The sequence below is a fragment of the Kribbella albertanoniae genome (assembly GCF_004348455.1).
In the GTDB taxonomy this organism is placed as follows: Bacteria; Actinomycetota; Actinomycetes; order Propionibacteriales; family Kribbellaceae; genus Kribbella; species Kribbella albertanoniae.
The window spans coordinates 1-13,331 of record NZ_SMKA01000263.1 but is presented as its reverse complement, the minus strand read 5'-3'; the positions used below and the strand labels follow the sequence as shown (position 1 = coordinate 13,331).

General features: G+C 67.8%; 15 protein-coding genes. 11 read left to right on the top strand and 4 right to left on the bottom strand.

Going from position 1 to position 13,331, the window contains the following annotated elements; all coding sequences use genetic code 11:
- The first annotated feature begins 91 nt into the window (after window positions 1-91).
- Window positions 92-499, top strand: coding sequence for a YciI family protein (locus E1261_RS36430; protein ID WP_132414289.1), 408 nt, complete (start codon window positions 92-94; stop codon window positions 497-499).
- Window positions 477-1,715, top strand: a complete 1,239-nt coding sequence (locus tag E1261_RS36425; RefSeq protein ID WP_132414288.1) for an RNA polymerase sigma factor — start codon at window positions 477-479, stop codon at window positions 1,713-1,715. The genes E1261_RS36430 and E1261_RS36425 overlap by 23 nt, the downstream gene beginning before the upstream one ends.
- Here the strand turns inward: E1261_RS36425 and E1261_RS36420 are convergent.
- Together E1261_RS36420 and E1261_RS36415 are read right to left on the bottom strand one after the other, a co-directional pair.
- Window positions 1,687-2,646, bottom strand: coding sequence for an asparaginase (locus E1261_RS36420; RefSeq protein WP_132414287.1), 960 nt, complete (start codon window positions 2,644-2,646; stop codon window positions 1,687-1,689). The two genes, E1261_RS36425 and E1261_RS36420, sit on opposite strands and share 29 nt — an antisense overlap.
- A gap of 37 nt (window positions 2,647-2,683) precedes the next feature.
- On the bottom strand, window positions 2,684-3,256 hold the full coding sequence (locus tag E1261_RS36415) for a cupin domain-containing protein (protein ID WP_238176652.1): 573 nt from the start codon (window positions 3,254-3,256) through the stop codon (window positions 2,684-2,686).
- Window positions 3,257-3,349: 93 nt separating this feature from the next.
- On the opposite strand from E1261_RS36415, the gene E1261_RS36410 reads away from it, so the two are divergent.
- From E1261_RS36410 to E1261_RS36400, 3 genes are read left to right on the top strand one after another with little or no spacing between them, the layout of a single operon-like run.
- Window positions 3,350-4,297 (top strand): NAD(P)/FAD-dependent oxidoreductase, encoded by a 948-nt coding sequence (locus E1261_RS36410; protein ID WP_132414285.1) that lies wholly within the window; start codon window positions 3,350-3,352, stop codon window positions 4,295-4,297.
- 26 nt (window positions 4,298-4,323) lie between these two features.
- The gene (locus E1261_RS36405) at window positions 4,324-4,758 is read left to right on the top strand and encodes an RNA polymerase sigma factor (protein ID WP_132414284.1); all 435 of its coding nucleotides are present in this window, start codon (window positions 4,324-4,326) and stop codon (window positions 4,756-4,758) included.
- The gene (locus tag E1261_RS36400; RefSeq protein WP_132414283.1) at window positions 4,755-4,952 is read left to right on the top strand and encodes a hypothetical protein; all 198 of its coding nucleotides are present in this window, start codon (window positions 4,755-4,757) and stop codon (window positions 4,950-4,952) included. The genes E1261_RS36405 and E1261_RS36400 overlap by 4 nt, the downstream gene beginning before the upstream one ends.
- On the opposite strand, the gene E1261_RS36395 is transcribed toward E1261_RS36400, so the two are convergent.
- On the bottom strand, window positions 4,949-5,548 hold the full coding sequence (locus E1261_RS36395) for a TetR/AcrR family transcriptional regulator (protein WP_238176651.1): 600 nt from the start codon (window positions 5,546-5,548) through the stop codon (window positions 4,949-4,951). The two genes, E1261_RS36400 and E1261_RS36395, sit on opposite strands and share 4 nt — an antisense overlap.
- A 263-nt stretch (window positions 5,549-5,811) precedes the next feature.
- On the opposite strand from E1261_RS36395, the gene E1261_RS36390 reads away from it, so the two are divergent.
- From E1261_RS36390 to E1261_RS36365, 6 genes are read left to right on the top strand one after another with little or no spacing between them, the layout of a single operon-like run.
- Window positions 5,812-7,155 (top strand): ammonium transporter, encoded by a 1,344-nt coding sequence (locus E1261_RS36390; RefSeq protein WP_272948629.1) that lies wholly within the window; start codon window positions 5,812-5,814, stop codon window positions 7,153-7,155.
- The gene (locus E1261_RS36385) at window positions 7,152-7,490 is read left to right on the top strand and encodes a P-II family nitrogen regulator (RefSeq protein ID WP_132414281.1); all 339 of its coding nucleotides are present in this window, start codon (window positions 7,152-7,154) and stop codon (window positions 7,488-7,490) included. Before E1261_RS36390 ends, E1261_RS36385 begins: the two co-directional genes overlap by 4 nt.
- 17 nt (window positions 7,491-7,507) lie before the next feature.
- Complete coding sequence (locus tag E1261_RS36380; RefSeq protein ID WP_132414280.1) at window positions 7,508-9,766, top strand: [protein-PII] uridylyltransferase; 2,259 nt, start codon at window positions 7,508-7,510, stop codon at window positions 9,764-9,766.
- Between the two features lie 10 nt (window positions 9,767-9,776).
- The gene (locus tag E1261_RS36375; protein ID WP_132414279.1) at window positions 9,777-10,811 is read left to right on the top strand and encodes a DUF2332 domain-containing protein; all 1,035 of its coding nucleotides are present in this window, start codon (window positions 9,777-9,779) and stop codon (window positions 10,809-10,811) included.
- Window positions 10,811-11,860, top strand: a complete 1,050-nt coding sequence (locus E1261_RS36370; RefSeq protein WP_420814079.1) for a DUF2332 domain-containing protein — start codon at window positions 10,811-10,813, stop codon at window positions 11,858-11,860. Before E1261_RS36375 ends, E1261_RS36370 begins: the two co-directional genes overlap by 1 nt.
- Before the next feature lie 39 nt (window positions 11,861-11,899).
- Complete coding sequence (locus E1261_RS36365; protein ID WP_132414277.1) at window positions 11,900-12,406, top strand: hypothetical protein; 507 nt, start codon at window positions 11,900-11,902, stop codon at window positions 12,404-12,406.
- Here E1261_RS36365 and E1261_RS36360 read toward each other — a convergent pair.
- Window positions 12,399-13,289: an arginase family protein gene (locus E1261_RS36360; protein WP_238176649.1), complete on the bottom strand. Its 891-nt coding sequence runs from the start codon at window positions 13,287-13,289 to the stop codon at window positions 12,399-12,401. The two genes, E1261_RS36365 and E1261_RS36360, sit on opposite strands and share 8 nt — an antisense overlap.
- Window positions 13,290-13,331: the final 42 nt, after the last annotated feature.

Here is a 13,331-nt window from a genome sequence, read left to right as displayed (position 1 = left end):
GGTTGGGGGAGGACCTGTGGGTGCATAGCATGTCGAGAGCCCGGTCCTGGCTTCGTCCTTCCGGTAAAGGCCCACGAGAAGGAGTAACACCATGACCAAGTTCCTGCTGCTGATGAACCACGACGGCGGCACGTCCACCACGACGATGCACGAGTGGAGCGAGGCGGACCGGCAGGCCCACCTGGACCACTTGACCGCGACCCTGGACAAACTCCGCGCGAACGGCGAGCTGGTGGACGTGCAGGGGCTGACCTGGCCGAAGCACGCCAAGGTGGTCCGGGCGGCGAGCGTCACGGCGCCGGTGGTGACGGACGGGCCGTATGCCGAGTCCAAGGAGATCCTGGCCGGCTACACGATGATCGACGTCGAGTCGGAGGAGCGGGCGCTGGAGATCGCCGCCGAGCAGTCCAGCGCGCCTGGGCCGGGCGGGGTGCCGATCGAGCAGCCGATCGAGGTGCGTCGACTGATGGAGTCGGATGCAGACTTCTGGGACATCTGACCACCCGCTCGAGGACCACACGCTCGAGGACCTGCTGCGTGAGCTGACACCGCAGGTCCTCGGTGTGGTCGTCCGGCGGTACGGCGACTTCGCGGCGGCCGAGGACGCCGTACAGGAGGCTTTGCTGTCGGCTGCGACGACGTGGCCGCGGGACGGGCAGCCGGACAACCCGAAGGCCTGGCTGATTCAGGCTGCCTCCCGGCGGTTCATCGACGAGATCCGGCAGGCCCAGGCCCGACGGCGCCGCGAGGAACGCGCCGCACTGCGTGAGCTGCCGCCGGAGGAGGTCGAGGAGCAGGACGACACGCTCCGGCTGCTCTTCCTGTGCTGCCATCCGTCGCTCACCCCGGCGTCGGCGATCGCGCTCACGCTGCGGGCGGTCGGTGGGCTCACCACCGCCGAGATCGCCACCGCGTACTTGGTGCCTGAGGCAACAATGGCGCAGCGGATCAGCCGGGCGAAGAGCCGGCTGAAGGGTGCGACGTTCGAGCTCACCGCCGATGCGGACCGGCTGCGCAACGTGCTGCATGTGCTCTACCTGATGTTCAACGAGGGCTACGCGAGCAGCAGTGGCGCAGAGCTGCAGCGGAACGACCTGTCCAGTGAGGCGATCCGGTTGACGCGTGCGGTGCACGCACAGCTCGAGGACGGGCAGGTCACCGGCCTGCTGGCCTTGATGCTGCTGACGGACGCGCGGCGCAAAGCACGCACCGGCAGCGCCGGAGAGCTCATTCCACTCGCCGAGCAGGACCGCACGCTCTGGAACGCGGATTACATCACCGAGGGCGTCGCGCTGGCCGTCGAAGCCTTCCACGCGCCGCCGCTGGGTGAGTACCAGCTGCAGGCTGCGATCGCTGCCCTCCATGACGAGGCAGAGCGCGCCGAGGACACCGACTGGCCGCAGATCTACGCGCTCTACGGACTGCTGGAGGATCTGTCCGGAAACCCGGTGGTGAAGCTCAACCGCGCTATCGCCGCGGCCATGGTCGACGGACCGGATGCCGGGCTGAAGCTGCTGGAGGCGGTCGACGACGAGCTGAAGGACAGCCACCGTCTCGATGCGACCCGCGGGCATCTGTACGAGATGCGCGGCGACCACGAGACGGCGGTCGATTACTTCCGGGCGGCAGCTCGCCGTACGACGAGCTTGCCCGAGCGCGACTATCTGACGATGAAGGCGGACGCCCTCACTGGTACTGAGCGAACGCCGCAGTGATGTCGTCATCGGTTGCCAGCAGCAACCGGAGGAGCACCCGCGCCTTGTAGGGGTCGAGGAAGCCACCGTCGATCAGTCCACGCTGCAGCAGGTCGATCTCCGAGCCCGGCGACGTGTAGGTGTTCCGCACGATCGAGCCGGCCCCGGTCCGCGACGTCAGTACGACGGGCATCGCCGCCGCCAGCTCACCGAGCACCGGAGCGAGCGCGGCCGGGACGTGTCCCACACCGAACCCAGCCACCACCAGACCGCGGTGAGTGTCCGCCAGCCCTTTCAGCAGTAGGCCGTCGTCGTCCATGGTCATCGTGTAGAGCGCTACCGGGTTGGCGTCCAGGTCGGCCGGTTCCGCGCTGCCCTGGACGCCGTCCAGCCGAACCGGTCGGGCGAGGATGCGGACCTGGTCCTCGACCACGTGGCCGATCGGACCGACGTTGGGCGACACGAAGGTCGCCGTACTGGTGCTGTGCGTCTTGCGCACCCAGCGGGCCGCGTGGATCTCTTCCTTGAACACGACCAAGGCGCCGAGGTCGCGGGCGGCGGGGGAGCAGGCGACGCGGCACGCGGCCACGATGTTGGCAGGCCCGTCCGGCCCGGCCAGGGTCGGGTTGCGCATGGCACCGGTCAGCACGAAGGGCTGCGGGTGCGGCCACACCTGGTCCACCAGGAACGACGTCTCTTCCAGAGTGTCGGTGCCTTGGGTGACTACGACACCGGTGGCACCGGCGGCGACAGCCTTCGAGGCCGCGTCGACGACCTCGAGGATCTTCGCCGTGGTCAGGTTGGCGCTGGAGACCGATTCGACGTCCTGGATCTCCACCGGCCGTCCGAGCTCGGCGAGGCCCGGCACGGCTGCCGTCAGTTCCGCTCCGGTCAGTCGGCCGTCGCCGACCATCGCAATGGTGCCGCCCAAGGTGAACAACGCGACGCTCACTACCAGCTCCTTCAGAGTCCGGACCGACCGCCGAAGATTAGCGGGTGCGTGCCCTGACGTGCATCCGTTCCCCCTGGGGTCCGTACAGGCACAGCATCTCGGCCGGTGTGTCCCCGGCGTTCCCGAACCAGTGCGGCACCCTCGTGTCGAACTCGGCCACCTCTCCTGCGGTGAGAACGAAGTCCTTGTCGCCGAGCACGATCCGGATCCGCCCGGACAGTACGTAGACCCAGTCGTAGCCCTCGTGCGTCTTCTGACTGACCTCACCACCTGGCCAGCCCACGGGCACGATCTGCTTGAACGCCTGCAGCCCACCGGGCCGTCTGCTGAGCGGAATGTGGATCGCGCCGTGCCGCATGATCGGCTTGGCGTGGATCCGCGGGTCGCCGGTGGTCGGTGCGTCCACCAACTCGTCCAGCTGGACCTGGTGGGCGCGTGCCAACGGCAACAACAGCTCCAGCGTCGGCTTGCGCTGACCGGACTCCAGCCGGGACAGCGTGCTCACCGAGATCCCGGTCGACTCCGACAACTGCGCGAGCGTCGTACCGCGCTCAACTCGCAGCCCGCGCAGCCGCGGCCCAACTGCATCCAAGACCTCATCAAACTCCACTGTTCTCATTCCTTCCCCGCCCCACCACCCCGGTCATTGCCACTATGGCAAAGAATGTTGTCGAAAACGAATGTCCTAGCGGATCTTTGCGGTATGAAGACGACTGAGTACGACGTGATTGTGATCGGTGGCGGTGCAGCCGGGCTGAGTGGGGCGCTCGCGCTGGTGCGGTCGCGTCGGTCGGTGCTGGTGATCGACAACGGTCAGCCGCGCAACGCCCCGGCCGGCCATGTGCACAACTTCCTGACCCGCGACGGCACGCCGCCGAGCGAGATCTACGCCATCGGCCGCGAGGAAGTCGCCGGGTACGGCGGCCAGTTCGCCACTGGCACAGTCACCGCGGTGCGCCGTGGTGAGGTGTTCACGGTCGAGTTGGCGGACGGTACGACGTACCAGGCCCGGCGGATCCTGGTCACGAGCGGACTGACCGACGTACTGCCTGATGTGCCTGGTCTGGCTGAGCAGTGGGGCAAGGACGTGCTGCACTGCCCGTACTGCCACGGCTGGGAGGTGCAGGACCAGGCGATCGGCGTACTGGCTACCAGCCCGCAGGCTGTGCACCAGGCGCAGATGTTCCGGCAGTTGAGTGATGACGTCACGCTCTTCCTGCACGGCACGGAGCTGACGGATGAGCAGTGGGAGGAGCTCGCAGCCCGGCAGATCGCTGTTGTGCAAGGCAAGGTCGAGCAGATCGAGGTGGTGGACGGCAAGCTCACCGGTGTGCGGCTGGAAGGCGGCAAGGTGATCCCACGCGACGCTCTGACCGTGCAGGCGCAGCTGCGCTCCCGTGCTGCCTTCCTGGTCGACCTCGGCCTGGAGACTACCGAGCTGGAGATGGCCGGGTCCGTCTACGGAGACGCGATTGAAGTCGACGCCAAGGGGGAGACTGCTGTGCCAGGGGTGTTTGCGGCAGGCAACGTCACCGAGCCGATGGCACAGGTCGTCCACGCGGCCGGTGCGGGGCTGCGGGCTGGTGCGGCGATCAACGGGGATCTGATCGCAGAAGAGACGCGGTTGGCTCTCGCCGCGCGCGGTAGTTGAGAGGTTGAATAGCTCCGGGAGGGTGGATGCTGGACACAGTCGACCCGGAGTTCGCCTCGTACGTGGACGCGCGACAGGGTAGATGGCTTCGTACTGCGTACCTCGTGTACGGCGAACTGGGGCGGGCCGAGCACGCTCTGTTGCGCGCCTTCACCCAGCTGTCACTGACGTGGCCCAAGGTGGACGATCCGGACGTCTTCGTCCAGCGTTTGCTCTACCAGCCCGCCCTGACGTGGTGGAGCCGGGTGCGGCCGTTTCCGGGCAGCGAGGACCCGGTCGAACGAGCTCTCACCACCCTCACACCCACCCAGCGCACGATCCTCGTGCTACTGCATCTGGAAGAGCTCACCGAGTTCGAGGTGGCCGACGTACTGACCATGTCGCACACCGCTGTGCACGCGCAGGGACTGTCCGCGTTCGAACGCTTCCGCAGAGCGCTGATCGCGGGGGAGGCCAAGTGAGGCGTGAGGACATCGGACCGATGCTCAGCCAGGTTTCGGACGAGCTGCCGGAGGTCGATCTGGCGGACCGGGCCTGGACGACCGGCGTGATCCTCAAACGCCGCCGACGCCGTACGGCGCTCGTCGGAGTACTACTGGCGTTGGGGGTCGCGCTGGCCGTCCTGGCCGCGTTCGCGTACGGCTGGCTGCCCTAGTCCTCCCGGATCACCCGCATGGTGACGTCGACCAGATGATCGGCGTCCGCCACGGCAGGCATCGGCTCGTTGAGCAGGATCCGCAGCACGAACAGACCGGACAGCCACTGCACCATCATCACCGGATCCGCCGAGCGCCGGATCGGCTCACCGCGGGCCCAGGCGCGTTCCAGGGCAGCCTTTGTGAGCACGATGCGGCGATCGATCAACGATCTGTAGATCGCCGCGGACCGCGCGTCGCGGTTCGCCTCGGTGATTCCCAGCCGCATCAGCGCGACGCCGGCCGGGGTGTTCGCGAAGGCCAGTGCGTTCCCGTAGACCTCCCGCAGATCACCGGCCAGCGAGCCGGTGTCGGCATCCGGGATCTCGATGTCGAACAGGTCGGCCATGGCGTCGTTCGCGAGCTCCTCTTTGCTCGCCCACCGCCGGTAGATCGTCGCTTTGCCGACCCCCGCGGCCTCGGCGACATCGTCCACCGTCATTCCGTCGAACCCACGCTCCAGCAGCAGCTGGACGGCGTACCGGCGGATCCTCGGCTCAGCGTCCGGGTCGCGTGGTCTGCCGCGACGCGGCGTCACCCCGTGATCGATCTCCATTTCGTTCCCTACTTCGGACGGGAGCAGTGGCGCGGCTGCGGCCCCGTGTGGTCCAGGCCAGAGTGCCATACCAGGGCCTCGAGAGGTCCATGTCACGCCGATGTCACCTGGGAGGCCGCTTTGTCACATGCCGGAAACAAACGGACCGATTCCCTGAAACGGCGTGTCGGCACCGTGTGCGATGTGGCTGGGCGCGGGCTCCCCGGCGTTGTGGAGTTCTCCCGATCGAGGACGCCGGCCACCCCCAGATAAGCATGGAAGGGATGACGTTGATGGAGATCAACGCCGGCGATACCGCCTGGGTCTTGGCTAGCGCCGCCCTGGTGATGCTGATGACACCGGGCCTGGCTTTCTTCTACGGCGGTATGGTGCGCGTGAAGAGCGTGCTGAACATGATGATGATGAGCTTCGTCACCATCGCCGTCGTCACCATCTTGTGGGTGGTGGTGGGTTACTCGCTGACGTTCGGCGGTGACAACGGGCATGTGATCGGAGATTTCTCCGCGGTCGGGCTCAAGGGCCTGCTGGCTCCGGAGGCGATCACCGGCACCACCCCCGAACTCGCCTTCGTCGCCTTCCAGCTGATGTTCGCGATCATCACCCCGGCGCTGATCTCAGGCGCCATCGCCGACCGGGTGACGTTCCGCGGCTGGATCGCGTTCGTGGTCGGCTGGACCTGCCTGGTCTACTTCCCGGTCGCACACTCGGTGTGGTTCCTGGACGAGGGCAACGGCGGCTGGATCGGCGACAAGCTGAAGGCGATCGACTTCGCCGGTGGTACGGCGGTGCACGTGAACGCCGGTGCGGCCGCGCTGGCCCTGGCGATCGTGCTGGGCAAGCGGATCGGCTGGAAGAAGGACCCGATGCGGCCGCACAGCCTGCCGCTGGTCCTGCTCGGCGCCGGTCTGCTGTGGTTCGGCTGGTTCGGGTTCAACGCCGGTTCGGCGCTGAGCGCGGGCAGCACCGCCGCGATCACCTTCGTGAACACCCAGGTCGCCACGGCGGCCGCCGTGATCGGCTGGCTGATCGTCGAGCGCATCGTGCACGGTAAGGCGACCACCCTGGGCCTGGCCTCGGGTGCGGTCGCCGGTCTGGTCGCGATCACCCCGGCCTGTGGCGCGGTCAGCCCGATCGGCGCGCTCATCCTCGGTGTCTTCGCCGGTGCGATCTGCGCCTTCGCGGTCTCGCTGAAGTACAAGCTCGGCTTCGACGACTCGCTCGACGTGGTCGGCGTGCACCTGGTCGGCGGTCTGTTCGGTTCGCTGGCGATCGGCCTGCTCGGTACGGCGGCGGCGCCGTCCGCGGTCGACGGCCTCTTCTACGGTGGCGGTGCCGGTCAGCTCGGCCGGCAGGCCTTGGCCAACCTCGCGGTCGGTGTCTACTCCTTCGTGATCGCGTTCATCCTCGCGAAGGTGATCGACCTGACGATCGGTTTCCGGCTCGCCGAAGAGGACGAGGTCACCGGTGTCGACCAGGTCGAGCACGCGGAGACGGCGTACGACTTCGCCAGCGCGAGCGGTGTGCGCGGCGCGCTGTCGGCCCGCCCGGCGCCGACCACGGACAATGGGTCCACCGATGCTTCCGAGAAGGAAGGTGCCAACGCATGAAGCTGATCACCGCGGTGGTCAAGCCGCACAAGCTGGAAGACGTCCGGGCCGCACTGGAGACGTTCGGCGTCACCGGGATGACGGTCTCCGAGGCCAGCGGTTACGGCCGGCAGAAGGGCCACACCGAGGTCTACCGGGGCGCCGAGTACGAGGTGGACCTGGTTCCGAAGGTGCGGCTCGAGGTGGTCGTCGAGGACGGTGACGGCGCCGAGGTGGTCGACGTGATCGTGAAGGCCGCGCAGACCGGCAAGATCGGTGACGGCAAGGTCTGGGTGACCAACGTCGAGACGATCGTGCGGGTCCGCACGGGCGAGTTGGACGGGGACGCTCTCTAGATGGTGGGCTCTGCTTAATGACTGACAGGGCAGAACAGCGGCGCGCCCGGGCCGAGGAGGCCGACGCGCTGCTGTACCTGCTCCTCTCCAAGGCTTGTGACGCCCTCGGTGTACCCACCGAGGGCGTTGCCCTGGTCGCTGTCGGCGGCTACGGCCGGGAGGAGCTCTCGCCGTACAGCGATCTCGACGTGATGCTCCTGCACGTCGACGGGTACCCACGACTGGACGAGTTGGCGGCCCAGATCTGGTACCCGCTGTGGGACTCGCGGACCAAGCTGGATCACAGCGTCCGCACCGTCGCACAGGCCAGGGAGTCCGCGGCTGACGACGTACGGGTTGCACTGGGGCTGCTCGACGCGCGTCACGTCGCTGGGGACTCGCATCTGACGCTGGAGCTGCGGTCCGTGCTGATGGCGGACTGGCGACGTACTGCGAAGACCAGACTGCCCGAGCTGGCGCAGGCCTGCCGGGACCGGGCGTCCAGCGTCGGCGAGGTTGCCCACCTGGCCGAGCCGGACCTCAAGGAGGCGTACGGCGGTCTGCGGGATGCCGTCGTACTGCGTGCCTTGGTGGCGTCGTGGTTGATCGACATCCCGCACCCCGTGGTGGAGCGCGCCCGTCGGGACCTCCTGGATGTGCGCGACGAACTGCACACCGTGGCGGGCCGGGCGACGGACCGTCTGGTCGCTGATGTGGCCGGTGAAGTTGCGGCCGGGCTCGGACTGGGTGGTCGGGACGAACTGCTGCGCCATGTGTACGCGACCGGGCGGACGCTCGCCTATGTCTGCGACATGTCGTGGCGACGAGTGGAGAGTCTGCTGACTCGGCCTCCGCGCTCGCGGCGGTTCCAACGGACTGGTGGGCCGCTGCTGCTTGCACTTGATGAGGGTGTCGGCCAGCACGAGGGTGAAGTCGTGCTGATGCCGGATGCGCGGCCGGAGCGGGACGCCGTACTGGGTCTGCGGGCCGCTGCGGTTGCTGCGGATCGTGAGCTCGGGTTGTCACCTGCTGTCTGTGCGCGGTTGGCTTCCAAGGCGCTGGACTTGCCCGAGCCTTGGCCTGGTGAGGCGCAGCGGTTGCTGTGTGCACTGCTGGGTGCGGGTGGCGGACTGCTCGAGGTGTGGGAGGCGCTTGATCAGGCCGGGTACATCTCGCGGATCCTGCCGGAGTGGGACACCGTGCGGTTCCGGCCGCCGCAGTCGGCGGTCCACCGCTTCACTGTCGACCGGCATCTGCTGGAGACCTGTGTCGAGGCAGCGAAGATGGTGCGCGACGTACGGCGTCCTGACCTGCTGCTGGTCGCTGCGCTACTGCATGACCTCGGTAAGGCGGTCGAGGGCGACCACAGTGTCACCGGTGCGGTGATTGCGGCGCGTGTCGCTCGTCGGATCGGTTTCAACGAGACAGACTCCGACACGATCACCCTGCTCGTCCGGCAGCACCTCATGCTGGCGCAGGTCGCCACTCGACGCGACCTGGACGACCCGATGACGGTTGAGCTGGTGTCGGGGATCGTGCGCGATACCGAGACGCTGGACCTGCTGGAAGCTCTCACGTACGCCGATGCACGCGCGGCCGGCCCAGCCGCGTCCTCCCCGTGGCGGCTGCGGCTGGTCGGCGAGCTGTGCCGTCGGGTGCGTGGCGAACTGGCCGGTGGCGGGCAGGGGATGTGGACCGACACTCCGCCGATTTCGGTGCCCGAGCTGCACCAGGTCGTGGGCATTGGCCGGCTCGGTGTGACGGTGACCGATCATCACGGGGACCTGCGGGTCAACGTCGCCGTACCGGATCAGGTGGGCACGCTGTCGACAGTGGCCGCCGTACTGGCTGTTGAGCGGCTCTCCGTGCGCGCTGCGGTGGTGACGTCGGTTGACGGGCTCGGCATCTCGCAGTGGACGGTGGCTGGTTCGGCTCCGGATCCAGTGCGGTTGCGGGACCGGCTTGCAGTCGCACTGCGGGACAACACCGACCTGGTACGGCGCTTGGCGGCGCGGGACTCATCGGCTCCGCGGGTGGCCAGTCGGGTCGACCTGTTGCCGGCGGCATCCGAGACGGCGACTGTGCTGCAGGTGCGAGCGCATGATCGGCCGGCTCTCATGTACGACGTGACGTCGGCTATCGCGGCGACTGGTGCTGACATCCGCTCTGCGCACGTCAGCACGCTCGGAGCCGAGTGTGTGGACGTCTTCTACCTCACCGACCGCCATGGCTCGCCCCTCGAGGAGGAGGACGCGCGCACCACCGCGAAGACCGTGCTGGACCGCCTGACCTTCTAACCTCAACGGCATGGGTGTCGTAGCGGGACTACAGCAGCAGGCCACCGATTGCGAAGAGCTCGGGTCCCTGATGTACGCCGAGCTGGCGCGACTCATGGTGGACGATTACGAGCTCGGTGGGGCAACCACCGCCGTACTCGGAAGCTACGAAGGCCACAGCCACGAAGAGTCTCTTGCCTTGCCACTACTGGCAGCTGTGCACCGGCTGGTGCTGGCGGGCGAGGCACCGGAGCTGGCGGGCTTCTACCCCAGCGTGGGCGGAGTCTGGGATCCGGTGCTCGGCTGGGAGGCTTTCGCCCAAGTCCTCCAGTCGCGAGCGGCTGAGCTGCGCGCTGCGGTGCTCCAGGGACCCCAGACCAACGAGGTCCGCCGGTCCGTCGCCTTGTACGGCGGTCTGCTGCAACTGGTCCACGAGATGCCGCTCCCGGTGCGGCTGATGGAGATCGGCTCAAGTGCCGGGCTGAACCTACGAGCCGACCACTTCCGCTACAACCTGGCCGACGGCTCGTACTACGGGCGTGCAGACAGCCCGGTGGTGATCGAGGACGCGTGGTCGGGTCGCGAGGTCCCGCGGTCCACACTGCGCATCGCGGAACGAGTAGGCAGCGACGTGGCCCCGGTAAACGCGCTGTCCGACGAGGGGTCGCTGACACTGACGTCGTACGTGTGGGCCGACCAGGTGGAGCGGCTGGCGCGCCTACGAGGCGCACTAGCAATCGCACGGGAGGTGCCGGCCGACGTACGGCGTGCTGATGCAGTGTCATTCGTTCGCGGCCTGGAGCTCTCCGAGGGCCATCTAACCGTCCTCTGGCACTCGATCATGTGGAGCTACCTCTCCAAAGACGACCAGGCGGCCGTAGACACCGCCCTGGCTGATTTGGGGAAGCGGGCGAATGAGTCGACACCGCTGGCCCGGTTGCGGCTCGAGCCCCCAGGCGAATGGGGCGACGAGTTCCTGGTCGAGCTGGAAACCTGGCCAGGCGGAGAGCGCCGAGTACTCGGCCATGCCGATCCCCACGGCCAGGGCATGGTCTGGACCTCCTAGTGCGTCTCCTGGGGTCACTCCAGCGTCAGGCCGTCCGGTGCGAGAACCTCGGGTCTCCGATGTACGCAGAGCTCCTGCGGCGGCTCGTGGACGACTACGAGGTCGGTGGGGTATCGGCCGACGTACTGGCGGGGTATGAGGATCCGCCACCGGGGTCTGTGATCGGGTTGCGGTTGCTGGGCGCCGTGCACGGACTGGTGCTGGCGGGGGAGGTGCCCGAGCTTGCGGCGTTCTATCCGAGCGTTGGTGGGGTGTGGGACCCCGTGCTCGGGTGGGAGGCGTTCGAGCAGGTGCTGCGGTCCCGGTCGGGTGAGGTTCGGGCGCTGCTGACTCAGCCGCCGCAGACCAACGAGGTACGCCGGTCGGCCGCGCTCTATGGCGGTCTGCTGCAGCTGGTGCGGGAGGTGCCGTTGCCGGTGCGGTTGTTCGAGATGGGTGCGAGTGCTGGACTCAACCTGCGGGCTGATCACTTCCGGTACGACGCGGACGGTGAGTCCTATGGCGCAGCCGACAGCCCGGTGGTCATCGAGAACGCGTGGTCAGGGCAGGTGCTGAAGCCGGCCGCCGTACGGATCGTGGAGCGGGTCGGCTGCGACACTGCGCCGGTGAACCCGCTGTCGGCGGCGGGCGCCCGGACGCTGACGTCGTATGTGTGGCCGGACATGTCTGAGCGGTTGGCGCGGCTCCGGGCTGCTCTGGAGGTCGCACGGCAGGTGCCGGCCGACGTACGGCGTGAGGACGCGGTCTCGTTCGTGCGCGGGCTGGAGGTGGTGCCGGGGCAGGTGACGGTGTTGTGGCACTCGATCATGTGGCAGTACCTGACCGACGAAGACCGTGCGGCTGTGGACGCGCAGCTGGCCGAGTTGGGGGAGCGGGCGGACGAGTCGGCGCCGCTGGCCCGGTTGCGGTTCGAACCAGGACTGGAGGCGTTCCTGGTCGAGTTGGAGATCTGGCCGGGTGGCGCGCGGCGAGTGCTTGGGCGTATCGAGGATCACGGTCAGGGGTTGGTCTGGGAGCTTCCCTCGGACGACGAACGACACTTAAGGTAGTTAGGTAAGGCTTACCTAATCAAGGGAGTTCCCGCTCAGATGATGCGTCGTATCGTTCTGACTCTCACCGCTGCCGCCGCTCTGACTGTCGGCGTTGTTGCGCCGGCGTCCGCCGCGCCTGGTAGTGCTTCGAATCTTGGCAAGACGTTGAACGCTTCGAATGCCACCGGCCTGGCCAAGGCTGGTGAAACCATCACCGTCACCGGGAGCGGGTACAGCCCGGCCCAGGGGTACTACGTCGCGCTGTGTGCCGTTCCGTCGGACTACAGCTACGGCACCAAGCCCAGCCCGTGCGCTGGTGGCGACGGCCAGGGCGGTACGACGGTCGGCCCGTCCGCATGGGTGACGAACAACCCGCTCGGCGGCAGCGCGTCGTACCCGATCGCCTCCAACGGCACGTTCACCGCGCAGATCCGGATCGCCGAGGTCAACTCCGGTCTCGACTGCAGCGATCCGGACATCACCTGCGCGATCGTCTCCCGCCGCGACCACTTCGCGGCGAGCGACCGCACGGGCGACGTCTACATCCCCGTGTCGTTCAGCTGAGTGCTGCCACCAGGGTGTCGGTGAGTTCTTTCGCGTAAACCTGCTCGGGATCGAGGTCGGGGTCGTAGATGCCGATGTCGATCCCGACGCAGTTCTCGCTCGCCAGTAATGGCCGCAGCAGGTTTCGCAGTTGGGTGTGGTCGAGACCGCCCGGGTCCGGGCTGTCCACCGCGGGCATGATCGCTGCGTCGAGGATGTCGACGTCCAGGTGCACCCAGAACCCGTCGAGCTCCTCCCGTTCCAGATGGGCGAGCACTCCATGTGCGGCCTGTGCCGGGTCCTCGATGATCCGGAGCGCGGACCAATGCGGGATCCCCGCCTCCACAAGAGTCTCCAGGTAGGCCTCGTCCTCGCGATACCCGAGCATCACGGCATCCGTGTCCCGCACGTACGGCGACAGCCCTTCCAGGTCGGTCAGATCGTCCTGCCCCCGCCCGGTCACCAGTGCCAACGCCTCACCACCCGCAGCACCGACGTACTCGTCGTTGTCCACGGTCCGCATGTCCGAATGCCCGTCGAGGTAGACGACGCCGTACCGGCCGCGCCTCTTCAGTGCGAGCGCCGGCCCGAGCAGGTTGCTGCACTCGCCGCCCAGCAGTACGACGAACTTCTCGTCGTCGAGCAATGTGCCGATCCGATCCGCCAGTCGCACGCTGTACGACGCCATCGCGCCTGCGTTGAACACGCCGTCCCCGGGCTTCCAGCCGCCGCGGTCGTACCGAGGCGGCACCACGCATCCCGCATCCATGGCCCCGATCCGCGTCACGATCCCCTGATCCCGCAGCGCCCCGGCCAGCTTGTAGCAACCCGGCACCGTCCCCTCGACCGGCGGCCGCAACCCCAAGTTCGAAGGCCCGTCCAGCACCACCCGACTCCGCCCCACGATCACTCCCTAACCAGTAGCAATCCACTCTTCGGTTAGCAG

Bases quoted from the DNA above. Each gene is read 5' to 3' on its own strand.
- E1261_RS36410 (WP_132414285.1), top strand. From the start codon at position 3,350: ATGAAGACGACTGAGTACGACGTGATTGTGATCGGTGGCGGTGCAGCC.
- E1261_RS36375 (WP_132414279.1), top strand. From the start codon at position 9,777: ATGGGTGTCGTAGCGGGACTACAGCAGCAGGCCACCGATTGCGAAGAG.
- E1261_RS36390 (WP_272948629.1), top strand. From the start codon at position 5,812: ATGACGTTGATGGAGATCAACGCCGGCGATACCGCCTGGGTCTTGGCT.
- E1261_RS36385 (WP_132414281.1), top strand. From the start codon at position 7,152: ATGAAGCTGATCACCGCGGTGGTCAAGCCGCACAAGCTGGAAGACGTC.
- E1261_RS36365 (WP_132414277.1), top strand. From the start codon at position 11,900: ATGATGCGTCGTATCGTTCTGACTCTCACCGCTGCCGCCGCTCTGACT.
- E1261_RS36425 (WP_132414288.1), top strand. From the start codon at position 477: ATGCAGACTTCTGGGACATCTGACCACCCGCTCGAGGACCACACGCTC.
- E1261_RS36380 (WP_132414280.1), top strand. From the start codon at position 7,508: ATGACTGACAGGGCAGAACAGCGGCGCGCCCGGGCCGAGGAGGCCGAC.
- E1261_RS36395 (WP_238176651.1), bottom strand. From the start codon at position 5,548: ATGGAGATCGATCACGGGGTGACGCCGCGTCGCGGCAGACCACGCGAC.
- E1261_RS36405 (WP_132414284.1), top strand. From the start codon at position 4,324: ATGCTGGACACAGTCGACCCGGAGTTCGCCTCGTACGTGGACGCGCGA.
- E1261_RS36430 (WP_132414289.1), top strand. From the start codon at position 92: ATGACCAAGTTCCTGCTGCTGATGAACCACGACGGCGGCACGTCCACC.